24 protein-coding genes are annotated in these 26,330 nt (G+C 67.0%); 8 read left to right on the top strand and 16 right to left on the bottom strand.

What is annotated here, in order from left to right; all coding sequences use genetic code 11:
• The first annotated feature begins 110 nt into the window (after nt 1-110).
• A complete protein-coding gene (locus tag AC07NY_RS04415) occupies nt 111-611 on the top strand; it encodes a twin-arginine translocation pathway signal (protein WP_494582090.1) in 501 nt (166 codons plus the stop codon).
• A 5-nt stretch (nt 612-616) separates the two neighbouring features.
• On the top strand, nt 617-1,243 hold the full coding sequence (locus AC07NY_RS04420) for a ferric reductase-like transmembrane domain-containing protein (RefSeq protein WP_494583682.1): 627 nt from the start codon (nt 617-619) through the stop codon (nt 1,241-1,243).
• A 171-nt stretch (nt 1,244-1,414) separates the two neighbouring features.
• On the opposite strand, the gene AC07NY_RS04425 is transcribed toward AC07NY_RS04420, so the two are convergent.
• From AC07NY_RS04425 to AC07NY_RS04500, 16 genes are all read right to left on the bottom strand, one after another.
• Entirely contained in the window at nt 1,415-1,972 is a 558-nt protein-coding gene (locus tag AC07NY_RS04425; protein ID WP_173044100.1) for an HNH endonuclease, read from the bottom strand.
• Between the two features lie 224 nt (nt 1,973-2,196).
• A complete protein-coding gene (locus AC07NY_RS04430) occupies nt 2,197-3,081 on the bottom strand; it encodes a 3-hydroxybutyryl-CoA dehydrogenase (RefSeq protein ID WP_492285266.1) in 885 nt (294 codons plus the stop codon).
• An 84-nt stretch (nt 3,082-3,165) separates the two neighbouring features.
• Complete coding sequence (locus tag AC07NY_RS04435) at nt 3,166-4,110, bottom strand: electron transfer flavoprotein subunit alpha/FixB family protein (protein WP_494582092.1); 945 nt, start codon at nt 4,108-4,110, stop codon at nt 3,166-3,168.
• Nucleotides 4,110-4,856 carry an electron transfer flavoprotein subunit beta/FixA family protein gene (locus tag AC07NY_RS04440; RefSeq protein WP_494582094.1) on the bottom strand — a complete coding sequence of 249 codons (747 nt, stop codon included), beginning with the start codon at nt 4,854-4,856 and terminating at the stop codon, nt 4,110-4,112. The genes AC07NY_RS04435 and AC07NY_RS04440 overlap by 1 nt, the downstream gene beginning before the upstream one ends.
• Before the next feature lie 164 nt (nt 4,857-5,020).
• On the bottom strand, nt 5,021-5,719 hold the full coding sequence (locus tag AC07NY_RS04445; RefSeq protein WP_494582096.1) for a rhomboid family intramembrane serine protease: 699 nt from the start codon (nt 5,717-5,719) through the stop codon (nt 5,021-5,023).
• An 8-nt stretch (nt 5,720-5,727) separates the two neighbouring features.
• Complete coding sequence (locus AC07NY_RS04450) at nt 5,728-6,309, bottom strand: cob(I)yrinic acid a,c-diamide adenosyltransferase (protein WP_494582098.1); 582 nt, start codon at nt 6,307-6,309, stop codon at nt 5,728-5,730.
• Nucleotides 6,310-6,367: 58 nt separating this feature from the next.
• On the bottom strand, nt 6,368-6,964 hold the full coding sequence (locus tag AC07NY_RS04455; protein WP_492285261.1) for an acyloxyacyl hydrolase: 597 nt from the start codon (nt 6,962-6,964) through the stop codon (nt 6,368-6,370).
• A 153-nt stretch (nt 6,965-7,117) separates the two neighbouring features.
• Nucleotides 7,118-7,306 (bottom strand): twin transmembrane helix small protein, encoded by a 189-nt coding sequence (locus AC07NY_RS04460; RefSeq protein WP_047578113.1) that lies wholly within the window; start codon nt 7,304-7,306, stop codon nt 7,118-7,120.
• Nucleotides 7,307-7,378: 72 nt separating this feature from the next.
• Complete coding sequence (locus tag AC07NY_RS04465) at nt 7,379-8,659, bottom strand: glycosyltransferase family protein (RefSeq protein WP_494582099.1); 1,281 nt, start codon at nt 8,657-8,659, stop codon at nt 7,379-7,381.
• A 149-nt stretch (nt 8,660-8,808) separates the two neighbouring features.
• Entirely contained in the window at nt 8,809-9,606 is a 798-nt protein-coding gene (locus tag AC07NY_RS04470; RefSeq protein ID WP_494582101.1) for a polysaccharide deacetylase family protein, read from the bottom strand.
• On the bottom strand, nt 9,603-10,742 hold the full coding sequence (locus AC07NY_RS04475; RefSeq protein WP_494582102.1) for a glycosyltransferase family 4 protein: 1,140 nt from the start codon (nt 10,740-10,742) through the stop codon (nt 9,603-9,605). Before AC07NY_RS04475 ends, AC07NY_RS04470 begins: the two co-directional genes overlap by 4 nt.
• Nucleotides 10,743-10,772: 30 nt before the next feature.
• Entirely contained in the window at nt 10,773-11,960 is a 1,188-nt protein-coding gene (locus AC07NY_RS04480) for an ABC transporter permease (RefSeq protein WP_492285257.1), read from the bottom strand.
• Nucleotides 11,957-12,955: an ABC transporter permease gene (locus AC07NY_RS04485; RefSeq protein WP_494583684.1), complete on the bottom strand. Its 999-nt coding sequence runs from the start codon at nt 12,953-12,955 to the stop codon at nt 11,957-11,959. Before AC07NY_RS04485 ends, AC07NY_RS04480 begins: the two co-directional genes overlap by 4 nt.
• A 6-nt stretch (nt 12,956-12,961) precedes the next feature.
• Complete coding sequence (locus tag AC07NY_RS04490; protein WP_494582104.1) at nt 12,962-14,923, bottom strand: ABC transporter substrate-binding protein; 1,962 nt, start codon at nt 14,921-14,923, stop codon at nt 12,962-12,964.
• A complete protein-coding gene (locus AC07NY_RS04495; protein WP_494583685.1) occupies nt 14,920-16,797 on the bottom strand; it encodes an ABC transporter ATP-binding protein in 1,878 nt (625 codons plus the stop codon). The genes AC07NY_RS04490 and AC07NY_RS04495 overlap by 4 nt, the downstream gene beginning before the upstream one ends.
• A gap of 28 nt (nt 16,798-16,825) precedes the next feature.
• Nucleotides 16,826-17,890: a heparin lyase I family protein gene (locus AC07NY_RS04500; protein WP_494582106.1), complete on the bottom strand. Its 1,065-nt coding sequence runs from the start codon at nt 17,888-17,890 to the stop codon at nt 16,826-16,828.
• Between the two features lie 160 nt (nt 17,891-18,050).
• On the opposite strand from AC07NY_RS04500, the gene AC07NY_RS04505 reads away from it, so the two are divergent.
• The 6 genes from AC07NY_RS04505 (at nt 18,051) to AC07NY_RS04530 (ending at nt 26,192) form a co-directional block, all read left to right on the top strand.
• The gene (locus AC07NY_RS04505) at nt 18,051-20,792 is read left to right on the top strand and encodes an ABC transporter transmembrane domain-containing protein (protein WP_494582107.1); all 2,742 of its coding nucleotides are present in this window, start codon (nt 18,051-18,053) and stop codon (nt 20,790-20,792) included.
• Nucleotides 20,789-21,238, top strand: a complete 450-nt coding sequence (locus AC07NY_RS04510) for a Crp/Fnr family transcriptional regulator (RefSeq protein ID WP_492285253.1) — start codon at nt 20,789-20,791, stop codon at nt 21,236-21,238. Before AC07NY_RS04505 ends, AC07NY_RS04510 begins: the two co-directional genes overlap by 4 nt.
• A 67-nt stretch (nt 21,239-21,305) precedes the next feature.
• Entirely contained in the window at nt 21,306-23,048 is a 1,743-nt protein-coding gene (locus tag AC07NY_RS04515; RefSeq protein WP_494582109.1) for an adenylate/guanylate cyclase domain-containing protein, read from the top strand.
• 77 nt (nt 23,049-23,125) lie between these two features.
• Nucleotides 23,126-23,788, top strand: coding sequence for a class I SAM-dependent methyltransferase (locus AC07NY_RS04520; protein ID WP_494582111.1), 663 nt, complete (start codon nt 23,126-23,128; stop codon nt 23,786-23,788).
• Nucleotides 23,785-25,035: a glycosyltransferase gene (locus AC07NY_RS04525; RefSeq protein ID WP_494582113.1), complete on the top strand. Its 1,251-nt coding sequence runs from the start codon at nt 23,785-23,787 to the stop codon at nt 25,033-25,035. Before AC07NY_RS04520 ends, AC07NY_RS04525 begins: the two co-directional genes overlap by 4 nt.
• A complete protein-coding gene (locus tag AC07NY_RS04530) occupies nt 25,032-26,192 on the top strand; it encodes a glycosyltransferase family protein (RefSeq protein ID WP_494582115.1) in 1,161 nt (386 codons plus the stop codon). The genes AC07NY_RS04525 and AC07NY_RS04530 overlap by 4 nt, the downstream gene beginning before the upstream one ends.
• Nucleotides 26,193-26,330 lie beyond the last annotated feature (138 nt).

The raw sequence follows: 26,330 nt of genomic DNA on the forward strand, positions 1-26,330 counted from the left end.
CCGTGTAGTGCGCTCGCCGACGAAATTTCGTCGGATAGCTTAGTATGGTTGCGTATGATCTGAGGCTCGCGGCGTCTGGCCGACGGGCATCTAGTCCCATGGAGCAAGCGATGCTGCCCATTTCAATGACCCGTCGCGGCCTCCTCGCCACCGGGGCCGTCTTCGGCGCGGCGGCGCTGACCGAGGGAGCGCCGGCGATCATTCAGCCCGCTCGCGCGCAGGGATTGGCGCCGACGGGCTCGATGCGGGGCGGTGAGAACAATTACCGTCCGGGGGCGCCGATCGTCCAGCGCATCGGCAATGGCGGCTTCTGGATGTCCGGGACGGTGCGCCGTGCCGGAGACGGCTCGCCGCTGCCGGGGATCCGCATCCAGATCTGGGCCCATACCACGGAGGGCTACGAGACTGATGCGCGAAGCCACGGCGCGACGCTGACCGACGCCAATGGCGTCTTCCGGCTCGATATGCCGCAGATAATCCCGGCCTTCGGGCAGGCGCACGGCCATCTCGCCTATGACGATGCCGCTTTCAAGACCGTGTTCCTGCGCCCGGTGATGCCGAGTTCCCGAGACAAGAGCCTGAAGGCCGACTTCGTGCTCCAGCCGGCGTGAAACGGATGGCACGGATGAGAGCGGCCCTGATCTGGGCCGTGGTCGCGGGCGCGATTGTTGTTTCGTTCGCCGTCGCTGCACAGAGTCCGCTGCTCGCCTGGCGAGGGCCGACCTATGTCATGGCCGGTTTCGCCGGGCTCTTGGCCCTGGCGCTCGTTCTGCTGCAACCCCTACTCGCGGCCGGATACCTGCCGGGGCTCACGGTCCCGCGCGGTCGTCAAATGCATCGCTGGGTCGGAGCTGCGCTTGTCGGGGCGATCATCATCCACGTCGCCGGGCTGTGGCTGACTAGCCCGCCCGACGTCATCGACGCGCTGCTCTTCGACTCCCCGACCCCCTTTTCGGCTTGGGGAGTGGTTGCCATGTGGGCCGCCTTCGCCGCGGCGCTGCTCGCCGCGCTGCGCCGACCCCTGCGCATCAAGCCGCGGCTCTGGCGTCTCGGCCATACCGGGCTCGTCGTGTTGGTCGTGCTCGGCGGGGTCGTTCACGCGCTGCTGATCGAAGGGACGATGGGAAGCGTCTCCAAGCTAGTGCTCTGCGCGCTCGCCATCGGCGCCACGGCGATCGCCCTTTTCGATCTTCGCGCCTGGATGTTGCTGACGCATCGCAAGCCGTCCGACCGGCGCACATGATCCTCGCGGTTCCCAGCCAGCGCGCAGCGTTCCGTTCGAGCAAAGCAATGCCGCGTCGCCAAGACGTTTACGGACACCCAGCGGGTTACGAACTTTTGGGGTGGAATAGAACGCTCTTATAGGGAGAATGGCGCTCTTATGGGGTGCGCAACAAAAGCGGCGGCGTAAGCCTTACGGCTCCAGCTCGGAATCCCAGTAGAGATAGTCCAGCCAGCTCTCGTGGAGATAGTTCGGCGGGAAGAGCTTGCCGTTGCGGTGGAGGTCGTTGACCGTCGGCGCATAGGGCTTCTGGGCCGGGAACATCTCGACCGCGGCCGGCATCTTGTCGCCCTTGCGCAGGTTGCAGGGCGAGCAGGCGGCGACGACGTTCTCCCAGGTGGTCAGGCCGCCCTTGGAGCGCGGGATGACGTGGTCGAAGGTCAGTTCCTCGCGCGTATTGCAGTACTGGCAGGCGAAGCGGTCGCGCAGGAAGACGTTGAAGCGGGTGAAGGCCGGTGTGCGCGAGGGCTTGATATAGCTCTTGAGCGAGACCACCGAGGGCAGCCGCATGTCGAAGCTCGGGCTGCGGACGACGGTGTCGTATTCGGAGACGATGTTGACGCGGTCCATGAAGACCGCCTTGATCGCGTCCTGCCAGCTCCACAGCGATAGGGGATAGTAGCTGAGCGGCCGGAAATCGGCGTTCAGCACCAAAGCCGGACAACCGTCCGGCGATGCCATTGGATGCATCACATGCGCCGTCAAACCCGTCGCACCTCCGCTTCGTCGAGCGGGACGAATCCCGCTCAAGGATCAATGTAAGCGCGAGACGACAGGAATGTGAAGGAACTTATTGCGACTGCGGCAAGCATCTGCGCGCGGACGAGGATCATCCTCGTCCGCGGCGGTGAAACGGTGGGTTGTGGTGAAACCCGGCCGGGTTTTCGCAGCTTGCGAGCGACCAGCCGGTTGCGTCAGCGGGTCGGGACGGGCTTCTCGCCGCGATAGTCGTAGAAGCCACGCTTGGTCTTGCGGCCGAGCCAGCCGGCCTCGACATATTTCACCAGCAGCGGGCAGGGGCGGTACTTCGAATCGGCCAGGCCGTCATGGAGCACCTGCATCACCGAGAGGCAGGTATCGAGGCCGATGAAGTCGGCGAGCTGGAGCGGGCCCATCGGATGGTTGGCGCCGAGCCGCATGGCGGTGTCGATCGCCTCGACCGAGCCGACACCTTCATAGAGCGTGTAGACGGCCTCGTTGATCATCGGCAGCAGGATGCGGTTGACGATGAAGGCGGGGAAATCCTCGGAGACCGAGACGGTCTTGTGCAGGCTGCCGACGAGGTTCTTGGCGCGCTCAAAGGTGCCGTCATCGGTGGCGATGCCGCGGATCAGCTCGACGAGCTGCATCAGCGGGACCGGGTTCATGAAATGGATGCCGATGAAATGCTCGGGACGATCGGTCGCGGCCGCAAGGCGCGTGATCGAGATCGAGGAGGTGTTGGAGGCGAGGATCGCGTCCGGACGCAGATGCGGACAGACCGCCGTGAAGATCTTGCGCTTGACCTCCTCGTTCTCGGTGGCGGCCTCGATGACGAGATCGCAAGCACCGAGATCAGCAAGGCCGACGGCGGGCTGGATGCGGGCGATCGCGGCGCGGCGTTCCTCGTCCGCGAGCGCGCCCTTCGAGACCTGGCGGGCCATGTTGCCGTCGATCGTGGCGAGCGCGGCGTTGATCCGCTCCTCGGCGATGTCGTGCAGCCGGATGTCGAAGCCGGCGGCGGCCGCGACATGGGCGATGCCGTTGCCCATCTGGCCTGCCCCGATGATGCCGATCGTCTTGATCGCGTGGTCCGACATGGTTTGATCCCGGATGAACTTTTCAGGCTCCCGCAGGAGCGGAACGGGCCGCCCTGAGGCGGCCCGGAAGCGGTAGCGCCGGCCTTACTTGCCGGCTTTGGCGAGTTCGGCGTCGAGCTCGGGCAGGATGGTGAAGAGGTCGCCGACGAGGCCGTAATCGGCGATCTGGAAGATCGGCGCTTCCTCGTCCTTGTTGATGGCGACGATGACCTTCGAGTCCTTCATGCCGGCGAGATGCTGGATCGCGCCGGAGATGCCGACGGCGATGTAGAGCTCGGGGGCGACGACCTTGCCGGTCTGGCCGACCTGCCAGTCGTTCGGGGCATAGCCGGCATCGACCGCGGCGCGCGAGGCGCCCATGGCGGCGCCGAGCTTGTCGGCGACGGGCTCGATCACCTTGCCGAAATTCTCGGCGGACGCCAGCGCGCGGCCGCCCGAGATGATGATCTTGGCCGAAGCCAGCTCCGGACGGTCCGACTTCGCGACCTCCTCGCCCTTGAAGGACGAGTTGCCGGGGTTCTCGGCCGCCGAGACGCTCTCGACCGCGGCCGAGCCGCCTTCGCCCGCCGCCGCGAAGGAGGCGGTGCGGATGGTCAGGAGCTTCTTGGCGTCGGTCGACTGCACGGTCTGGATGGCGTTGCCGGCATAGACCGGGCGCTCGAAGGTGTCGGGCGAGACGATCGCGCTGACATCGGAGACCTGCATCACGTCGAGGAGGGCTGCGACGCGCGGCAGCACGTTCTTGCCGGTGGTGGTCGAGGGCGCGACGATGGCGTCGTAATTGCCCGCGAGCTTGACGATCAGCGCCGCCAGCGGCTCGGCCAGGGCATGGCCGTAAGCCGCGTCATCGGCGAGCAGCACCTTCTCGACGCCGGCGAGTTTGGCGGCGGCATCGGCCGCGGCCTTCGAACCCTGGCCGGCGACGAGGATGTGGACCGGGCCGCCGAGCTTGGCGGCGGCGGTCAGCGCCTTGGCGGTGGCGTCCTTGACGGAAGCGTTGTCGTGTTCGGCGATCAGCAGCGTGGTCATCAGATCACCCCGGCGGTCTTGAGCTTGGAGACGAGTTCGGCGGCGTTGGCCACCTTGACGCCGGCGGAACGGCCGGCGGGCTCGACCGTCTTCAGAACCTTGAGGCGCGGGGCGACATCGACGCCGAGCGTCTCGGTCGAGGTCTCGTCAAGCGGCTTCTTCTTCGCCTTCATGATGTTCGGCAGCGAGGCATAGCGCGGCTCGTTGAGACGCAGATCGGTGGTGACGATCGCCGGGAGCTTGAGCGAAACCGTCTGCAGGCCGCCATCGACCTCGCGGGTGACGTCGACGCTGTCCGCGCCAAGCTCCACCTTCGAAGCAAACGTGCCCTGGCCCCAGCCGAGCAGGGCGGCGAGCATCTGGCCGGTCTGGTTGCAATCGTCGTCGATCGCCTGCTTGCCGAGGATGACGAGGCCGGGGCCTTCCTGCTCGACGACCTTCTTGAGGAGCTTGGCGACGGCGAGCGGCTCGACGATACCGTCGACCTTCACGAGGATGCCGCGATCGGCGCCCATGGCGAGGCCGGTGCGGATCGTCTCGGCCGCCTGAGCCGGGCCGATCGAGACCACGACCACCTCGGTCGCCTTGCCGGCTTCCTTGAGGCGCAGCGCCTCTTCGACCGCGATCTCGTCGAACGGATTCATCGACATCTTCACATTGGCGAGCTCGACGCCGGAACCGTCCGCCTTCACGCGGATCTTCACGTTGTAATCAACCACCCGCTTGACGGGCACCAAGATCTTCATCGCCAGATCACCGTTCAGAAGAGATGAGCCTCGCGCCGCACCGTGCCTGACGGCAGGACAGCGGCATCGCGGCCCTCGGCTGGAATGCGCTGGGACCGTAGCGACGCCCGTTTGCGCTTGTCAACGTCCGTCCGGGCCCGACTCGGGGGCAAAACAGCGCGGCTTCAGCCACGGGCGGGCTTGCGCCCGAACAGGGCGATGCTGCGGTGCACGAAGAGCGGGGTCAGCGCGGCGCCCGTCGCCAGCCCGCCGAGATGGGCCCACCAGCCGACATTGCCGTCGGCGCCGAGCAGCGCGGAAGCCGCCTGCAGCAGGATCCAGCCGCCGAGCGCATAGAGTGCCGGGATGTGGATCGGAATCCAGTTGAAGGCGAGGCCCCAGATCCGGACCTGCGGATAGATCATCAGATAGGAGGCGATAACGCCGGAGATGGCACCCGACGCGCCGATCAGCGGCTGCTGCGAATCCGGGTACAGCCCGGCATGGAAGAGCGAGCCGCCGAGGCCGCAGAGGAAGAAGAAGGCGAGGAAGCGGGCATGGCCCATCGCATCCTCGACATTGTCGCCGAAGACCCAGAGGAACAGCATGTTCCCGACGAGATGCGCGACATTGGCGTGCAGCAGGATATTGCTGAACAGCGTTGCCCAGGCCGGGACATGGGCGAGGCCTTCCGGCAATTGCGCCGTCCCGAACAGCACGGAGGGAATCATGCCGAAGCCGGCCATGATCGCCAGCTCCGCGTCCTGGCCGGGCCAGAGCTGCAACACGAGCTGCAAGGCGAGGCTGGCGCCGATCAGCCCATAGGTGATGTAGGGCGTTCGCATGAAGCGCAGCGGCACGCCGTCATGCAGGGGGACGAACATGGCTGAACTCAGCGATTCCCGCCGGGCACCCAGAGCACGTCGCCGGCTGCCTTGGCATTGAGGTAGCGGGAGGCGACGAACAGGAAGTCCGAGAGGCGGTTGATGTATTTGAGGGCTGGCGGGGCGACCGTTTCGCCCTCTGTCGCCGCGAGCTCGGTCATCAGGCGCTCGGCGCGGCGGCTGACGGTGCGGGCGAGATGGAGATGGGTCGCGGCCGGCGTGCCGCCGGGCAGCACGAAGGAGCGCAAGGGGGCGAGATCGGCATTCAGCTCATCGATCTCGGCCTCGATCCGGTCGACCTGGGCCTGGACGATGCGCAAGGGCTCGAAGGCGAGAGGCTTGTCGGTCTCGGGCGTCGAGAGATCGGCGCCAAGATCGAAGAGGTCGTTGCTGATGCGGCCGAGCATGGCATCGATCAGAGCATCTTCCGTTGCCGCATGGAGGCGAGAAAGGCCGACGCAGGCATTGGTCTCATCGACGGTGCCGTAGGCGGCGACGCGGAGGTCGAATTTCGGACGGCGCGGGCCGCTCGTCAGCCCGGTCGTGCCGTTGTCGCCGGTGCGCGTGTAGATGCGGTTGAGCTTGACCATGCCACGCTTATAGCGCGGCCCGGGCCGGACGGAAGCGCGTTTCCGGCGAGGCTGGGCGTCAGAAAGTATAGCCGAGCCGCGCGCCGATATTGGCGGGGCCGCGATTGCCCGTGCCGGGCTTGTCGGAGCAACCGACAGTGCTGAAATGCTCGAGCGTGGTGACGAGGCTCCAGCGGTCCGAGAGCCGGAAGCCGAGCGCGGCGGCCTCGCGCGTGCCGGTGTTGCAGCCGACCGCGAGGCGATTCTCCGGGATGACAAGGCCGGTCTTGCCGTCGTTCAGCGCGGCGCCGAAGCTCGCCTCGACGAAGACGTCGCGCGTCACGTCGAAGGTCCAGGTTGCGCCGGCATAGGCATAGCGCGTGCCGTTGAGATTGACGCTCGCGCCCATGTTGAAACGCGGGATGAAGGCTGCGGCGATGCGGTCGCTCAGGGGAATGAGGCGCGGCGACAGCAGGTCGGCGCTCAGGTTCGGCAGGCCGCTCTCCCGGCCGCCGGGATTGGCGAGGCCGGCGCCGACGCGGGCTTCCCAGGCAGGGGCGGGCGGTTCGGTGGCGGGAGCGTAGCTGGAGACACTGCCGGAGAGGGACCGGGTCTGCGCGGTAGCGGCAGAGGCGGCCAGGCAAACGGCAAGAAGCGGCAACGCGACGCGAACCATGGGCCTTCGAGGGTGAGCGGGTGAAGAGGCGTTAGTGAAGCACACATACTCGTGTCCGGAATGTGGCAAAGCCCGGCAATCGGGGCTTCCGTCCACAGCCGCGCAAGTCGCGTGTTGCTTTGATTTCAAAGGCTTGTGCGCAGTGTCGCAGGCTCAGCCGTTGCGCCACCACAAGACGATGACGATCAGCACGATCGCGACGAACTGCAGGATGACGCGCAGCCGCATCAGGCGCTGCGAGGTATTGGCGCTGCCGCCGCGCAGCATGTTGATCAGCCCGAGCAGCAGGACGACGGCGACGGCGCCGACCGCGACGGACACGAGGGTGTTCGAAAACGTCATGGCGAAACGCTTAGGCTGGTGCGAGGGACTTGGCCAGCGCCGTGATGCGGCCGGCGTGGCCTGAACCGTGGGTCAGCTCGTCGCAGCCGTCTGCGCCAGCGCGCGGCCGCGGACGGGCATCGAGAGATCGCCGGCGAGCGCGCGGCTGATCGAGGGCAGGCCGTCGAGCAGGTCGGGCACGAAGGCCTGCGACGGGGGCGGGCGGCGCGGCAGGGCGTGGAGCGCTGCGGACATCACGCGCGGATCGCGCTCGCCCTCGCCGGTCTGGGAGGGATCGTAGAGGACATCGACCAGCTTGAGCTCGTCGGCGCGGCCGGCGCGGATCGCCTGTTCGAGGCGCGGCCGAACGCGCGGCACGATCAGCGCCGGTTTGTCGAAGGAGAGGATCTCGCAGAAGGTGTTGTAGCCGCCCATGGCGACGACGCAGTGGGCCCGGTTCATCAGCAATTCGAGGCGCGGCTCGAAGCCGAGGCCTTCGAGCTTGGGATTGCGGGCGATGCGCTCGGCAAATTCCTTGCGCTTCTCGCGCGACATGAAGGGGCCGAAGACGATGAGTGCGGGCAATTCGATCGTCGGGTCGGCCTCGTAGGCGGAGATCACCCAGTCGATCACGCCGGCGCCGTCGCCGCCGCCGCCCGGCGTGACCAGGATGAAGGGCTGCTTGGTGATGCGCGGATAGCGGTTCGGCGGCATCGGGCTCGGCACCGCGCGCTTGAGATAGCCCATGTAGCGCAGCTTGTCGGCGAAGCGGTGCTGGTCCGGCAGGCCGGTCAGAGGCTGATAGACGTTGTCGAGCCCGTAGACGAAGATGTCGTCATAGACCGTGTCGAGTGCTTCCAGCGCGCCGTTGCGGCTCCATTCCTCCAGAACCGCGGCGGGTTCGTCGAGCACGTCGCGCAGGCCAAGCACGATGCGGGCGCCGCGCCGGCGCAGGATGTCGAGCGAGGGCTTGAGTTCACCGCGCAGGCCGACCGGCTCCTTGTCGACGATGACGACGTCGGGATCGAAGGAGAGCACCGTCTGCTTGATGATGTCGGCCCGCAGGCGAATGGTGTCGTCGAGGTCGAGATTGAGATGATGCGGCTCGTAGCTGCCGTCGCTCTGCTTCTCGACGCCGGGAATGCGGACATAGTCGACGCCATCGCCGAACTGGAAGCTCGAGATCACCGACGAGCCGGAGACGATGATCACCGAGATATGCGGGAAGCTCGCGATCAGCGCGTTGGCGATGGCGCGGCAGCGGCGGATATGGCCGAGCCCGAACGTGTCGTGGCTGTAGATCAGGACGCGCGGAGCATGCGGGCTACGCGGCGCACGCTCGGCGCCGGCAAGGTCGACGACGTTTGAAGGCATCGGAACGTCGCCCCCCGGAAAGGCCAGACGACCTCTTGGCGAGGACGAACGCAGTTGAAAACTCTGGAGCGATTATAACTGGTCGCCGGGGACGATCCAAGCCCGTCGGAGCACCGTCGGACGCGATAATCCGCAGGCTGCCGATCACGTCATCGCAAGCCGGCAACACCGTTCGGGGAGCGTTCGGACGGTGCGATAAGTCGGCAGGGATCGGTCATGCGCACCGCCGGGTGGGCGACAGCGGCGCCCAGGATATCGGAGAGGGCGGACCAGGCCGTTTCGTCATGGTCGCGATGGTGCAGGAGCAGGCCGAACTCGATGTCGCCGGCCTCGCCTTGTCGCCTTTCCGCCAGAAGGGCGACGATCTCGCCGAGGATGTCGGGCGTCGAGCGGCCGATGCGGCCGCCATGCCAGTCCATGATGTCGACATGGGTATTGAGCAGACGCGGCCCTCCGTCGGCCCCAAGGCGATAGCCGCGGAAGCAGGACAGGCCGGCGAAGCCGAGCGCTTCCAGACGCGCCGCATGGCTCTGGGCGATGCGGTTCCAGGGCGGCACGAAGATCGGCAGGGTGGCGTCGCCGAGGAGATCGTGCAGGCGCTGACGGCCGCGCGCGATGTCGGCGTCGACATCGGACGCGACGCGCTCCGCGCCGAATTCCGATTTCTTGCTCCCGGCAGGTGAGTGGTTCTGATGGACGGCGCCATGCTGGCAAGGCCGCAGCAGCGGCATGCCGTGCAGCGCGGTCGCCAGTGTGGGCTCGGCCAGCAACGGAATGACCGCGAGCAGGACCGGCGCCGCGAAGCGTTCGGCCAGATCCGAGAGACGGTCGAGCGCCGGGCTCGGCGCCACAGCGTCGTCATCGCGCAGCCAGAGGCCGACCGTTCGGCCGGATGCGCTCCAGCGGTCGAGTTCGAGGGTGAGCGCCTGCCAATGCGGGGCAGTCATGGCGTGGCTTTCCCGGGAGAGGATTTCAGCTTGGCGCGACGGTTCCGGATGGCCAAAGCGAGGCCTTCCGCCAGTCTTTCGGCCGCGCGTGCCGGTGTCCGTTCTGTGAGGATGAAGTGGCGGGCGGCCACGCCCATGCTGTCGCGCAAAGCTCTGTCGCGTAGCAGGCTGGTCAGCGCTGCGGCCAGGGCTGCCTCGTCATGCTCCGGGACGAGCAGGGCGGTTTCGCCTGCCCGCACCGTCTCGGAAACACCGCCGCTGTCGAAGGCGACGACCGGCAGGCCGGCAGCTTGGGCTTCGAGATAAACCAGCCCATAGGCCTCGCCGATGCCCGGCCAGATGAAGATGTCGTGCCGGGCAAGCGCAGCCTGCGTGGCCTCGCGGTCGAGCTGGCCGCGCCAGCTGATGCGGTCCGCGGGCAGGTTCGCGAAGGCGGCGCCGATCTCGGCATGGCAAGGGCCGTCGCCGATGATGCTCAGCGTCCAGTCCTCGCCGCGGCAGCGGTCGAGGATGCGGGCAAGGGTGAGATAGCTCTTCAGCTTGGCGCCGTCGCGCATCATGGCGACCGTAATCAGGCGCGGCGTGCGCGATGGAACGGCTGGCCTGAGAGGTTCGGGATCGATCGCGACGAAGGGAGGGAGGGGGAGCAGGGTGGTTCCTTCGCTTCGCCAGGGTTCGAGCCCCTGCCGGTCGCGATCGGTGAAGTAGAAATGGACATCGCCAGTGGCGAGCGCCTGCCGGGTGACGGCCGAGTGCGCGGCCCATTCGCCATTGGCACGCCGGGTCGAATCGCTGGATTCGGCGGTGACATAGGGGATGCCGAGCGCCGTCGCGATCCCAGGGCCGAGGAAATCCGGCGAGCGGTAGTAGTTGTGATAGGTGAACCAGAGATCGGGCCGCGGCTTGCCCGCCCGATAACCGGCGAGCAGGGCGTCGCGCAGTCGGGCGGCATCGGCTGAAGCGCTGGCGAAGCTGGCGGGATCGGCTTCGCGAAAATAAGTCCTGGGCGCTCCGATTGGCTCGACGACATGGCCGAGGCTTTCGAGCCCCGCCACGAGCTGGCGCGCCATGCGGCGGTCGCCGGAGACGCCATCGTCCCCGAGCGGGTTGAGCGGTGTGTGGAACGCGATGCGCAAGGCGGTCTTCGTGGCGGTGTTTGTCTGACGTCAGCGATAGGGATCGGCCGCGTCGCGCAGGCCGTCGCCGAGGAAGTTGAAGGCGAGGATGATCACGATCACCGGCACGACCGGATAGAGCAGCCAGGGATAGAGCGCCACCACATTGATGTTCTGGGCCTCGTTGAGCATCACGCCCCAGCTGGTGATCGGCGGTCTCAGGCCGAGCCCCAGGAAGGAGAGCGCGGTCTCGCCGAGGATCGTCTTGGGGATGGTGATCGTGGCCGAGGCGATGAGGTGGCTCATGAAGCCGGGCACGAGATGCAGCGCGATGATGCGCTTCGGCTTGGCGCCCATGAGCTGGGCCGCGACGACATAATCCTCCTCGCGCAGCGAGAGCAGCTTCGAGCGCACAGAGCGGGCGAGCCCGGTCCAGTCCATCAGGCCGAGGATCACCGTGATGCCGAAATAGACCAGGAGCGGACTCCAGGTCGGCGGCAGGATCGAGGCCAGCGCCAGCCAGAGCGGAATATGAGGCAGCGACTGCACGATCTCGATGATGCGCTGGACGAAGAGGTCGATGCGGCCGCCGTAATAGCCGGCGATGCCGCCGATGATGACGCCGAGCACGAAGGAGACGGAGACGCCGAGCAGGCCGATCGAGAGCGAGATGCGCCCGCCATAGAGGATGCGGGAGAGCATGTCGCGGCCGAGCCGGTCGGAGCCGAGCCAGAAGAAGGTGCCGTCCTTGGGCGGGCAGACGAGGCGTCGGTTGCCGGGGATCAGGCCCCAGAACATGTAGCTGTCGCCCTCGCAGAAGAAGCGCAGCTTCTGCGGGCGCGTGGTGTCGACCTCGTACTCGCGCTTCAGGTTCTCCATGTTGAGGCGCATCGTATAAGGGTAGACGAAGGGGCCGATGAAGCTGCCCTCGTGGAAGAGATGGACGCTCTGCGCGGGCGCTCGGATGAAGTCGGTGTTGCGCGTGGTGTAGTGATAGGGCGCGAGGAACTCGGCAAAGGCCGCCATGGCGTAGATCACGAGGATCACCACGGCGGAGATGACCGCGAGCCGGTGCTTGCGGAACTTCCACCACATCAATTGCCATTGCGAAGCGAGATAGACCCGCTCCTGCTCCGGCGTCATCGCCTCGGTGGCATAGGGCTCGAACGGCGCCGTCGAGACCTCGTGCGCCAGGGGGGCGCCGTCCGGCGGCAGATGGGAGAGCGAGGTCGCCTTCACTTGGTCGCGGCTCCCTGCAGGCGGATGCGCGGATCGAGGATGGCGAGCGCGATGTCCGAGATCAGCACGCCGATCACGGTCAGGAAGGACAGGAACATCAGGAAGGAGCCGGCGAGATACATGTCCTGGCTCTGCAGCGCGCGGATCAGCAGCGGGCCGGTCGTTTGCAGCGAGAGCACGATGGCGACGACCTCGGCGCCCGAGACGATTGAGGGCAGGATGTCGCCGATATCCGAGATGAAGAAGTTGAGCGACATCCGCAGCGGGTATTTCCGCAGGGCCTTGCCTGGGGCTAAGCCCTTGGCGCGGGCGGTGACGTAGTACTGCTTCTGCAATTCGTCGAGGAGGTTGGCGCGCAGCGCCCGGATCATGCCGGCAGTGCCGCCGGCGCCGATGATGATGACGGGAATCCAGAGGTGCTCCAGCACCGACTTGAGCTTGGCCCAGCTCATCGGCTGGTTGAGATAGGCTGGATCGACGAGGCCGCCGATCGAGGTCCCGAACCAGACATTGGCGAAATACATGAAGACCAGCGCCAGCAGGAAATGCGGCACGGCAAGCCCGACGAGGCCGAGGAAGGTGAGGCCGTAATCGCCCCAGCTGTACTGGTGCGTGGCCGAATAGATGCCGATCGGGAAGGCGACGACCCAGGTGAAGATGATGGTGGCGAAGGAGACCATCATCGTCAGCAGCAGGCGGTCGCCGACGATCTCGCGGACCGGGCGCTGGTATTCGAAGGAATAGCCCATGTCGCCCTGGAGCAGGCCCGCGACCCAGCGGACATAGCGCTCCACCGGCGGCCGGTCGAAACCGTATTCCTGCTTCAGGAACTCGATGCGGCTCATGTCCGCCTTCTCGCCCTGGGCCTGCATCTCGGCCGCGAGCGTCTCGAAATAATCGCCTTCGGGCAGGTTGATCACGGTGAAGATCAGCGCGCTGGTGACGATCAGCGTCGGGATCATGATCAGGATGCGCTTGAGGATGTAGCGTAGCAGCACGGGTCAGGCCTTGGTCTCTGGCCTGTCGAACCAGAAGGTATCGGGCATGTAGCGGCCGATGAAGGCGCCGGGCTCGAAGCTGTAGAGGCCCTTTTCGGGCACGTTGCGCAGGTCGCGCGAGACGACGATCGGCTGGAGCGTGCTGTTGATCACGCCGATGGTGAAGAGTTCCTCGGCGTTGAGCGCCAGCATCTCGCGCCAGATCGCGCGGCGCTGGTCGCGTGTCGAACTCATGCGCCATTCCTCATAGAGGCGGACGAGCTTGTTGGCCGCGGGCAGGGCCGGACGTTCGCCCTCCTTGCCGTTGCTCTCGACGAACTGGCCCCAGCGCGGCCACTGGAACTGGGCCGAAGAGGTCGGCGCCAGCGCGTCCGGCTCCATGTCCGAGGTGACCAGCGCATTGTCCATGCCCGCCCAGGCCGACATCACGGTCTGGCCGGCGAGGATGCGGCGGCGGAAGACGTCGCGCTGGGTCGAGCGCGGGTAGATCTTGATGCCGACATCGAAGAAATCCTGCTTGAGCAGGTCGAGGATATCGGTCTCCTCGGTGTTCTCGCCGGCGGTCTCGATGGTGAATTCCAGCCTGCGTCCATCCGGTAGCAGGCGGATGCCGTCATCGTCGCGCTTGGTCAGGCCGATCTCGTCGAGCAGGCGGTTCGCCAGCGCCGGATCGTGCTGGGTCCAGAGCGAGGTGAAGCGGGGATCGTAGAGCGGGCTTTCCGGCAGGGCGGTGTTGCCGCTTTCCTTGGCGAGCCCGAAGAAGATGACCTTGTTGACGTCCTGGCGGTTGATCGCGACCGAGATCGCGCGGCGGTAGCGGATGTCGCGGTTGAGATCGCGCCAGACCGGATCGATGGCGTTGAGGTTCGGAAGCAGGGCGAAATAGGCGCCCTCCGCCCGTTTCCAGAGACGGACGTCGAAATTCATCCGCTTCGAGGCTTCCTTCAGGAAGGTATAGTTGTCGAAGCGGAGATAGCGAGCCTGGAGATCGGCCTCGCCGGCCGCCGTCTTGGCGGGGACGAGCGCGCTCGTGCCGATGGTCAGCGTCACCTGGTCGGAATAGGGGAGCTGCCGGCCGTTTTTGTCGACGCGGTGGAAATAGGGGTTGCGCTCGAAGACGAACTGCTCGGCCGGGAGCGGCGTCGTGTTGCGCCAGGGCTCCAGTGTCGGCAGCTTCGGGTTCTCTGGCCGGTACATGCGCGACAGGCGCTCATGCAGCGCGCCCCAGTCGCGCACGCGGTGCTCCTTCACGCGCTGGGCCAGCTCGTGCTTGGGCGCATGGCGCTCGTGGAACTGCTTCAGGTAGCCGGAGGGCATGAAGATATAGGTCGGCTGCGCGCCTGCCAGCGCCGGCAGGAAGACCGGGTTCGGCGTCTTCCAGCTGTAGCGGACCTCGGTCTCGCTCAGGATTTCGAAGCGGGGCGGTTCGCCGGCCGAGAACAGGGCCTGCGGCGGGCCGCCGGGTGAGAGCCGCTTGTTGTTGGCGATATCCTCCCACCAGTAGCGGAAATCCTCGGTGGTGAGCGGCGACCCGTCCGACCAGCGATGGCCCTGGCGCAATCTCAGCGTGAAGATGCGGCCGTCCTCGACATCGCAGCTATCGAGCACATCGGGCACGAGGTCGAGATTCTCATCATAGACCATCAGGCGCGTGTAGCCGTAGAGCGTCATCATGCGGATGTCGCGCTGGTCGCCCATCAGCATGCGGATATTGCCGCCATGGCGGCCCTGCTGCCGGCCGAGCGCTTCCAGATCGATGATGCGCGGGTTGGCCGGCAAGCGCGCGGCGACCGGTGGCAGGGCGCCGGAAGCGATCCGATCCTTGAAGAACGGGCTGTCGATCGCGCTGCCCGAGAAGGGCGCAGGCGCGGCCTGCGCGACGCGGGGCAGGCTCGCTCCGGCGAGCGCGGCGGTGCCGAGCAGCAGCGCGGTGCGGCGGGTCGGGTCGTGGCGGCGCTGCGTCATGGCACCAGCTCCCGGATATCGGCATTGGGCCGCGCCAGCACGTAATGGCCGTCGCCGAGCGGGAGGGGCGCCAGCGCGGCCTCGTCCGGCCCGGTCTTGAAGGCGGCGTCCCAGTGGCTGTCGTCGGAGGCGCCGCCGGGCGCCGCCAGCTTGAAGTCGAGCGGGCGATCGAGATCGGCGAAGGGCACGGAGCGCAGCAGCGCGCGGGTATAGGGATGCGCCGGGCGGGTGAAGAGCGCGTGGCGCGGCGCGAGCTCGACGATCCGGCCATTGGCCATCACCGCGATGCGGTCCGCCATGTAGTTCACCACGGCGAGATTATGCGAGATGAACAGGAAGGTCAGGCCGCGCTCGGCCTGCAAATCCTTGAGCAGGTTGAGGATCTGCGCCTGTACGGAGACGTCGAGCGCCGAGACCGGCTCGTCGCAGATGATCAGCTCGGGATCGAGCGCGAGCGCGCGGGCAATGCCGATGCGCTGGCGCTGGCCGCCCGAGAAGGAATGCGGATAGCGGTTGAGGAAGCGGGTATCGAGCCCGACATCCTGCATCAGGTTGCGCACCCGCTCGTCCTGCTCGGCCGGGTCGCCGCGGCCATGAATGACCAATGGCTCGCGCAGGATGTTCATCACCGTCATGCGCGGCGAGAGCGATGAGACCGGGTCCTGGAAGATCATCTGGACGCGCGGGCGGAACTTGCGGAGGTCCTCGCCGTCGAGGCCAAGCACGTCGATCCGCTCGCGCCCGTCATCGAAGACGATCTCGCCGGAATCGGGCGTGACCGCGCGCATGACGATCTTGCTGACGGTAGTCTTGCCGCAGCCGCTCTCGCCGACGAGGCCGAGGCATTCGCCGCGCTGGATGTCGAAGCTGACATTGTCGACGGCCTTGACGCTGGTCTGGCTGCCCTTGCCGAAGAAGCTGCGCGAACCCGTGACATAGGTCTTGTGCAGGCCGCGGACGCTGAGCAAGGGGGCGGCGTCCGCCGACGGCTTCGGCGGGGGCGCGGTCACGATCGGGCGCGGGCGCGCTTCCCGGAGCGCGACCAGCCGCTCGCCGTCCTGCATGTCGAAATGCGGGGAGGCTTCGAGCAGGGCCTTGAGATAGGGGTGGCGCGGTCGGCGGAAGATGTCCTCGACCGGGCCGCGCTCCATGATCTCGCCATGGAAGATCACCACGACCTCGTCGGCCATGTTGGCGACGACGCCGAGATCATGAGTGATGAGCAGGATCGCCATGCCCATCTCGGCCTGGAGATCACGCATCAGGTCGAGCACCTGGGCCTGGATGGTGACGTCGAGCGCCGTCGTCGGCTCATCGGCGATCAGGAGAGCCGGCTGGCAGATCAGCGCCATCGCGAGCATGGCGCGCTGGCGCAGGCCGCCGGAGAGCTCGAAGGAATAGAGATCGAAGGCGCGCTTGGGGTTCTTGAAGCCGACGCGCTTCAGCATCGCTTCGATCAGCTCGCGCGCCTCGGCCTTCGGCATCGGCCGGTGCAGGAGCAAGGCTTCCTCGATCTGGTTGCCGATCGTATGGACCGGCGAGAGCGAGGACATCGGCTCCTGGAAGATCATGCCGATGCGCCCGCCGCGCAGCGCCCGGATGCCTTCGCCCTCGGCCGGCAGCGTCGCGATGTCGACGACGGTCTCGGGCGCGAGCGGATCGCGGAACAGGATTTCGCCGCCGGTGACGCCGCCGGCGCGAGGCAGGAGCCCCATGATCGCCTGCGAGATCACCGATTTGCCGGAACCGGATTCGCCGACCAGCGCGACGGTCTTGCCGGCGGGCACGCGCAGGCTGACGCCCTTCACGACGTCACGGGCGAGGCCGTGGATCGTGAAGCCGATACGCAGGTCGCTGATGCGCAGGATGTCCATGGTCTGAAGCGGCACGTTCCCGAGGCGTCTACGGCCCCTTGGTTTTCCTCACGTCACTAGACGTCGAAAGCGGCGGCTTGCCAATCGCTTTCGACGCTTGCGCCGGCTCCGGCGGGCATTGCCCGATGCGGATGACATCGCTGCAACGGGGCCCGCGCCGGAAATCGTCGTAGCTGATGCTCCAGGGCAGGGGAGCCGGGGCGCGGTAAGGCCCCATCTTGAAATACTGGTTGTCGTCGAGCCCCGGGCCGCCATGCCCGATATGGCCCTGGACGGTGACGATATGGACGCCGTCGGCGATGACCTCGATATGGCCGTCGCCGTCGGGGCCGGGTTGCGAGCGGATGACGAAATCGATCCAGCCCTGCTGCGCCGAGGGCAGGTCGGCATGGTGCGTGACCCGGATGCCGGGTGCGCAGGCATTGAAATAGCTGGGGTAATCCGTGCTGGTCGCGCCGCTCTCGATGGCGACCAGCGCACGGGTCTGCTGGGCTTCGGTGCGGTTGAGCACGAGCGCTTCGCCCGGCAGGCAGCCCTCGGGGCGCTCGCTACCGCCGATCTGGTAGGAGGGGATCAGGTCGGTCTCGACGGTGATGCCGAGGCGGCCGCGATAGAGACGCAGCGCGAGGAACGGCGAATAGTCGCCGACGGCCTCGGGCAGGATCTCGCGCTTCCATTGCGCGATCACATATCTGCGATCATCCTGGGCAAGCGGATCGTTGAGGCGCAGCGCGAAACCGTACCAGACCGGGCTGCGGAACGGGACCAGCACATCCGGGCGCTCCCAGACCTCGGCCCGTTCGCTGCATCCCACAGCATGCGGCAGGCAGGACGGGGGCGCGATCAGGGTCAGGGCGCCGACACCGCTATAGGGGGCGGCACGATCGAAAATCACGCGCCCGGCGCGCTGTTCGGGATTGTCTTTGTAGAAAAGCCCGCCTTCGGGCGCGAAACCGCCTTGCTCGAAGCCGTCGCGCAGGATGCGTTGCGTGGTTTCCGTGCCGGCCTCGGCACGGACCGGCGCCGCCCCGGGGGCGACAAGTCCGAAGGCAACCGCGCAGCCCAGCAATCCCGACGCGACGACCTTGTTCAAGCTTCCCCCGCAGACGAACAGCGTTCCCACTTTGCAACGCCGGCATGGCCGCAGCGTGGCGTGCATTGCACTCGGCCGCAACCTCACCACATATGGTCGCTTCGGGCCCGCCGGACCCGTTCGAGCTTGCGCCGCGAGCGCTTCGGTACAGGGTTGCCTCTTGGAGTCCAATCTCTTCCGTTACATCTGGCAGAAGAGCCGGGCCGAGCAGATCGTCGTCCTGCTGATCATCCTTGTCTCGATCCCCTTCAACTGGGCCTCCTTCGACGTGCCCAAGCGCATCGTCAACGATGCAATCCAGGGCGGGGCCTTCAGGGATGGCAAGACCACGGCGACGCTGCTGGACTTCACCCTGCACCTGCCGTCCTGGCTCGGCGGGGCGAGCTACAAGATCTCGGATGGCATCCAGGTCGGCCAGTACGGCCTGCTGATCGGCTTGAGCACCTATTTCCTGCTGCTGGTGCTGATCAACGGCGCCTTCAAATACGTCATCAATGTCCGCAAGGGCATTCTGGGCGAGCGGATGCTCCGGCGCATGCGCTACGACCTGTTCAGCCAGCTCATGCGCTTCCGGCCGGAGGAAATCCGCGCGGTCAAGCCGGCCGAGATCGCCAGCATGATCAAGGACGAGGTCGAGCCGGTCGGCGGCTTCGTCGGCGATGCCTTCATCCAGCCGGTCTTCCTGCTCAGCCAGGCGTTGACGGCGCTCGTCTTCATCATGGCACAGAGCTTCTGGCTGGGCTCGATCGCGCTCCTGATCGTGCTGGCGCAGGCGATCATCATCCCGATCCTGCGGCGCGAGCAGCTCCGGCTCGGCCGCGAGCGCCAGATCGCCTCGCGCCAGCTTGCGGGCCGCATCGGCGAGATCGTCGATGCCGGGCCGATGATCCAGGGCCATGGCGCGACGGCCTATGTCCAGTCCGACATCGCCGGGCGGCTCGGGCGGCTCTTCGACATCCGCTACGCGCTCTTCAAGCGGAAATTCGCGGTCAAGTTCCTGAACAACCTGCTCGCCCAGATCACGCCCTTCTTCTTCTACGCCATCGGCGGCTTCTTCGCGCTGCAGGGGCGGCTCGACATCGGCCAGCTCGTCGCGGTGATCGCCGCCTATCGCGACCTGCCTTCGCCGATCAAGGAACTGATCGACTGGGACCAGCAGCGCAACGACGTGACGATCAAGTACGAGCAGGTCATCTCCCAGTTCAACAGCGACGAGACGCTCGTCCTCGAGGAGGAGAACGGCGTCGCGGCCCTGCCGGCGAAGGGCGATATCCGGCTCGAATCGGTGCAGATGCTGGACAATCGCGGCCAACCGCTGCTGACGCCATTGTCGTTCAGCGTTCAGCGGCCGGGCATGGTCGCGGTGGTCGGCCCGCCAGGCGGCGGCAAGGACGTGCTCGGCCGGATCCTCGGCCGGCAAGCGACGAGCTATACCGGCCGTGTCCTGATCGACGGCGAGCCGCTGGCCGGCATGTCGGTCGAGCGGGCGAGCCATCTCATCGGCTATTCCGGCGACGATCCCGAGATCATCGCCGGCTCGATGCGCGACAACATCCTGCTGCCGCTCCGGCGCCGCCGGCCCGATCTCAAGACCGAGGGAGGCGTTTCGCAGCCCGAGCATCGCCGCTTCGTCGAGGCGATCCGTTCGGGCAACTCGCCCTTCCCGTTCGAGGCGGACTGGACGGACTACGAGGGTGTCGGGGTGGCCGATGCGGCCGAGCTTGCGGCGCGCGTCCATGAACTGCTCGACGTCTTCGGCTGTACGCAGGAGGTCTACGAGCTCGGGCTCGGCGGCAAGGTGATGCGCCCTGTCAGCGAGCAGGCGATCGAGCGCATCATCACGGCGCGCCGCGTGGTCGCGGCCGAGCTCGCGCGGATCAAGCAAAGCGACCTGATCGAGCCCTTCGTGCTCGACCGCTACAATCGCAATGCACCGATCATCGAGAATCTGATCTTCGGCACCCGCACGACGACGCGCTTCGACAGCGCGACCCTGCTGTTCGAGCCCTATGCCCAGTCGATCCTGAAGGCGGAGACACTGGTCGAGCCCCTGGCCGAGATGGGCGGGCGGATCGTCGCGACCGTCGTCGAAATCTTCGCCGGCCTGCCGCAGGGCCATGCGCTGTTCGAGCGCTATTCCTTCGGGGCGAATTTCGAGTTCGAGCGCCTGAACGAGCTGGCCGCGCTCTTGGCCAAGCACGACATGCGCAACCCGCTCGACCAGGAGACGGAGCGGGACCTCGTCGCGCTGGCGCTCGGCTATATCGAGCCCAAGCACAGGCTGAACCTGATCGACGCCCGCCTGGAGCGGCGCATCCTCCGGGCGCGGGAGAGCTTCCGCAAGCATCTGCCGGCCGATGCGGCCGAGGATGTCGACTTCTACGATCCCGACAAGGTGATGGTCGGCGCCAGCGTGCGCGACAACCTGATGTTCGGCCGGATCGGCTATGGCGTGCCCGATGCCGCGCGCAAGGTGGGCGAGATCGTGCTGCAGGCGCTTTCCCGCTCGGGACTGGGCGATGCGCTCTATCGGCTCGGCCTCGATACCGAGAGCGGCATTCGCGGGCGCTACCTGCCGGCGCGGCTGCGCCAGGCGGTCCCGCTGGTCGAGGCCCTGATCAAGGCGCCGCAGATCGCGGTGCTCGACATTTCGGCCCTGCTCGCGATTTCGGACGAGCCGGAGGAGATCGTCGCTCGCCTGCGCAGCTATTGCGAGGGCATGACGCTGTTTCTTCTGGTCGGAGATGCTAATCTGGTGGGAGAGGTCCCGCTGCGGGTGGTGTTCCACGGAGCGACGGGGACGGTCGAGGCGCTTGGTACGCCTGACGCGGCTAATGATCGGGCGTCGCGCTTCGAAAGCACCGGGCGCGAGAACACTGGACGAATGGAGGCGCGGTCATGAGTCTGGAAACCGATATCGGCTGCCTGCGCTCGATGCCGCTGTTTCAGGACATGCCGGCATCGCGGCTGAAGCTCGTCGCGCTGATGGGCGAGCGGCTGCAGTTCGAGCCGGGCGCCGTTCTGATCAGCCCGCAGGAGAAGCTCGCGGGCGTCTACGTCATCATGGAAGGCGAGGTCGAGATATCGCAGCCCCGCGAGGGCGGCGAGGAGCGGCGCTTCGTCAAGGATACCGGCAGCATCACCGGCGACGTGGCCCTGCTCAGTGGCAAGCCTTTCATCGCCACGGTCAGCGCGAAGTCGCATGTGCTGGCGCTCCGGATTCCGAAGGACCTGTTCTTCGAGCTGTTGCAGACCGTGCCGGAGTTCAGCCTCGCGGTCTGCCGCGATCTGGCCGACCGGGTGCACCGGCTCGCCTCCGTCCTGCTGCGGGAGCACGAAACCGTTTGACGAGGTCGATCAGCGCATGAACCGGCCGCAAGCCGCAGGCACGAACCGCACCGGTATGAGTGCGAGCATGGACCAGGTCTCGTCCTGGAGCCGGGACGTCCGGTTCGTCTCCGGAGTGATCCTGCTGATCTTCGCGACGACCCATTTCCTCAACCACGCCGTCGGCATCCTCGGCGTCGATGCCATGGAGAAGGTGCAGGACTGGCGCTACGGCCTCTGGCATTCCTGGGCCGGGACCGTCGCGCTCTATGGCTCGCTGATCGTCCACCCGGTCTTCGCGCTTTTGCGCGTGGTGCAACGGCGCACCTTCAAGATGCCGCTGCGCGAGATGCTGCAGATCGCGCTCGGCCTCGCCATCCCGCTGCTGCTGATCGACCACATCATCAGCACGCGGATCATGGGCATCTATTTCGGCGTCGACGAAAGCTATCGCTCCGTGCTGCGACGGCTCTGGCCTGGGCTTGCGCTGACGCAGTCGCTGCTGCTGCTGCTGGTCTGGACGCATGGCATCATCGGCATCCATTTCATGCTGCGCGGCCGCGACAGCTATCGCCACTGGCGCGATCCGTTCTTGCTGGCGGCGATCCTGATCCCGATGCTGGCGCTGATCGGCTTCTCGGTCGGCGCGCGCGAGGCGGAGCGGCTGGCGATGCCGGCCGAACTGGTCAGCGATGCGCAGTCCGCGATGTTCGCCCGCGACGTGATGTGGGGCAAGGGCGGGTTCTACGGGCTCGTTGCCTGCTTCCTGCTTTTCATCGGCATCCGCGAGATCAGGGTCCGCACGACGCGCCAGATCACGGTGCGCTTCGTCGGGCACGGCACGCGCCGGCTGGCACCGGGGCCGACCGTGCTCGAGATGTTCCGGCGCTTCGGCATTCCCCATGCCGCGCTTTGCGGCGGGCGGGCGCGCTGCGCCACCTGCCGCGTGCTGGTGATGGATGGCAACGACAAGCTGCCGAAGCCGGGCATGAACGAGGCGAAGCTCTTGCGGCGCATCTCGGCGCCGGAAGGCGTCCGGCTCGCCTGCCAGATCCGGCCGCGCGACGATCTGCAGGTGCAGATCCTGCTGGCCTCGCGGCTCAATGCCGGCGCGGGACGTGCGCTTGAGCTCGACGATGCCGCCGGCAAGCGCGGCCTCACCGTCGTGGTCGCCGATCTCAGGGCCTTCTCGGCCCTCTCGGAGCGGCAATTGCCGCGCGAACTGATCGGCCTGCTCAACCGCTTCTTCGATGAGATGGGGCAGGCGATCACCGCGCATGAAGGGCGGATCGACGCCTTCTATGGCGATGGCTTCATGGCTGTGTTCGGCCTCGAAGGTCCGCCGTCGAAAGGTGCGCAAGCGGCGATCGCGGCTGCCGGCGACATCGTGCGCGCGGTCGATGCGCTCAACCGCGAATATGGCGCGGCGCTGCCTTTGCCGCTCCGGATCGGCATTGGCATCCATACCGGCGATGCCATTACCGGCGCGGTCGAGAACGACAATCTCGGCCGGCGCGAGATCACGGTCGGCGAGACCGTGATGGTGGCAAGCCAGCTCGAATCGGCGACGCGACGCGTGCTGGCCGATGTCGTCGTCTCCGAGGACACGATCCGGGCAAGCGGGCGCAGCTATGCCGGCACGACGGCGCTGAAGATCGCGATCAAGGGGCGCGAGAAGCCATTGACGGCCTATGGCTTCGCCAGTGCGCCGGAAATCGCCCGCCGCAAGCGCGAGGACGTGGCGATGCCTGCTCCGGTCGTCTCCGGAGCTGAGGCGGAGGTTGCGGCCGAGGCGGCTCCAGAGCCGGGTGAAGTGCCTGAAAAGCACTGACCCTTGCGCGCTCGGCTGGTTTTTTGCGGGCGCGCATGTCTATGGTCCGCCGGCTTTTTCCGGATGATGACCGACCCATGACGCCCGAACCGCCCCAAGAGGCCTTTCACGACCTGCTGCGCGGCATGGCGGCGCTCTCGGGCAATCGCATCGTCGCCGATATCGCGCGGCTCTACGGCAAGGGCGCGCCGCCCGACCTCTCGATCGCCTGCAACCACAAGCAGATCGCCTCGAAGCAATGGCTGGTCGAGGCGCTGGCGCAGACCTATCCGAAGCCTGAGGGACCGGTCTGGGTTCTCGGCGCCTGGTATGGCGTGCTCGGCGCACTCCTGCTCGACGATGACAGGCTCGCGATCCCGGGGATTGTCAGCCTCGATATCGACCCGACCTGTGCATCCATCGCGGAAATCCTGAACCATCGCCATGTCGCGGCGGGGCGCTTCCGGGCGGTGACGGCGGACATGATGGCGATCGACTTCGCGGCTCAGTCGCCGAAGCCGGGACTTGTCATCAATACGAGCTGTGAGCATCTCGACGATGTGCCGGGCTGGATCGCGACCTTGCCGAAGGGCTTGCCGCTTGTGCTGCAATCCAACGATTATTTTCGCGAGCCGGATCATCGCAGCTGCGTGCCCTCGCTCGACGCCTTCCGCGAGCAGGCGGGACTGTCCGAGGTCTGGTTAGAAGGCGCCCGGCCGACGAAGAACTATACGCGTTTCATGCTGATCGGGCGGCGATGACGGCTGGCTCGGCGCCGCGCATCGCGGTCGCGATGAAGGGTTATCCGCGCCTGTCGGAGACTTTCATCGCGCAGGAACTGCTGGGCTTGCAGCAGCGCGGCCTGGCTTTCGAAATCTGGTCGCTGCGCCATCCGACCGACGCCGCGAAGCATCTGATGCACCATCAGATCACCGCGCCGGTGCGCTACCTGCCGGAATATCTGCATGACGAGCCGGGACGCGTGGCGCGCGGCTTGCTCGCGGCCCTGCTGCGACCGGGCCTGCTGCGGTTGCTGCCGGTTTTCCTGCGTGATCTCTTCCGCGACCGGACGCGCAACCGCTGGCGCCGCTTCGGCCAGGCCTGCGTGATGGCGCATGAACTGCCCCGGGATATCCGGCACCTGCATGTGCATTACCTGCACACGCCGGCTTCCGTGATCCGCTATGCCGGCCTGCTCGCCGGCCTGACCTGGTCGTTCTCGGCCCATGCCAAGGACATCTGGACGACCGAGGACTGGGAAAAGCGCGAGAAGATCGCTTCCGCCGCCTGGGGCGTGACCTGCACCCGCGACGGGCATCGCGAGCTGGAGCGACTTTCCGATCGGCCCGACAAGGTTGCGCTGCTCTATCACGGGCTCGATCTCGCTCGCTTTCCGGCGCCGGGGGGACGATCGGCGCGGGATGGCTCGGACGCGAACGATCCGGTGCGCTTCGTCACCATTGGACGAGCCGTGGCGAAGAAGGGCTTCGACGATCTGCTGGAAGCGCTGGCCAAGCTGCCTTGCACGCTGAACTGGCGCCTGACGCATATCGGCGGCGGCGAGAAGCTGAAGGCCCTGCAAGCGCAAGCGCAGGCGCTCGGCCTCGATGATCGGATCACATGGGCTGGTCCGAAGGCACAGGATGAGGTCATCGCCGCGCTGCGGGCCGCCGACCTCTTCGTGCTGCCCTCGAAGGAGGCTGGAGACGGCGACCGCGACGGCCTGCCCAATGTGGTGATGGAGGCGGCGAGCCAGGGCTTGCCGATCCTCGCGACCGATTTCGCGGGGATACCGGAATTCGTGCGCGATGGCGTGGAGGGCCTGCTGGTGCCCCCGGGCGATGTTGCCGCTCTGGCCGCTGCGCTCGGTGAACTCGCCGGAGCGCCTGACAAGCGCGCCGCGCTGGGAGATGCGGCTTACGCGCGCCTGACGGATGCCTTCTCGGCGCAGGCCGGGCTCGACCGTGTCGCAGCGATGCTGCGCGGTTCTGCCTGCGAGGGCGCATGAGCGCTTCCGTCCTGATCGCGGTGACGCATCTGCTCGGCAGCGGCCATCTGGTGCGGGCCGCCAATCTGGCGCGGGCCCTGGCGCAGGGCGGGTTTTCGGTGACGCTCGCCAGCGGCGGCATGCCGTTGCGGGCGATGGAGAGCGAGCCCTTCGCCTTCGTGCAATTGCCTGTCATCAGGACCGAAGGCACCGATTTCCGCACGCTGCTCGATGAGGCCGGCGAGCCGATCGCTCCGGAGCGCAAGGGCGCCCGCATCGCCATGCTGGAAGAGCTGGCGGCGCGATTGCGGCCCGATGTCGTGATCGTCGAGCATTTCCCCTTCGGCAGGCGGCAATTGGCCAAGGAGTTCCTCGCGCTGATCGCGGCGGTGAAGACGAGGCGGCCGGAGGCGCTCGTGCTGTCCTCTGTGCGCGACGTGCTGGTGACACCACGACCGGATCGGATCGCCGAGGCCGAGGAGCGAGTCGCCCGGCTATTCGGTGCGGTCCTAATCCATGCTGATGCGGATTTCCTGCCGCTCGACCGGTCGTGGCCGGTGGGCGAGGGGCTCGCGGCTAAGCTGCGCTATACCGGCTATCTCGCCGATGATCGTCCGGCTGGCATCGCACAGGACAATGACGAGGTCATCGTCTCCGGAGGCGGCTCGGCCGCGGCCCTGCCGCTCTTCGCCTGCGCGGTCGCGGCGGCGCGGCTCGACCGATCCGGGCGCCGCTGGCGGCTCCTCGCCGGGCGCGGCATGGCGGATGCCGATCTGGCGCTGTTGGCGGCCGGCGCTCCCGATAAGGTCGTGATCGAGCGGGCGCGGCCGGATTTCCCAGCGCTGCTTGCCGGTTGCGCGGTGTCGATCAGCCAGGCCGGCTACAACACCGTGCTCGATCTCGTCGCGGCCGGGCGGCCGGCGATCGTCGTGCCCTTCGATGCCGGCAACGAGACCGAGCAGACGGTCCGGGCCGAGGCAATGGAGCAGGCAGGACTGGCGCGCTGCTTCCGCTTGTCGGGGGATTTCGTCGGGGATGCAGTGGCATTGGCGGATGCCGTCGGTGAGGCGATCGGTTCCAAACCGCCCACCTTGCCGATCAATCGCGATGGCGCCGCCCGCTCGGCCGCAATCGTGACCGAGCTTCTCGCCGCGGCCGCCGGCCGCGCCCGACACTGAGCCGGCATGCCCTTTGCGAGGGCCGGGGTGCAGCTTTGCGAATTGCCGCTTCCGGTCTTTCGCTCTAATGAGGGACGATCCGCCTCCCTCCTCGGTCGGCTCTGGGTTACCCGGCGAATTCCGGTCATGGCCCTTTGC

Source organism: Allobosea sp. GW821-FHT09G06 (assembly GCF_059416005.1).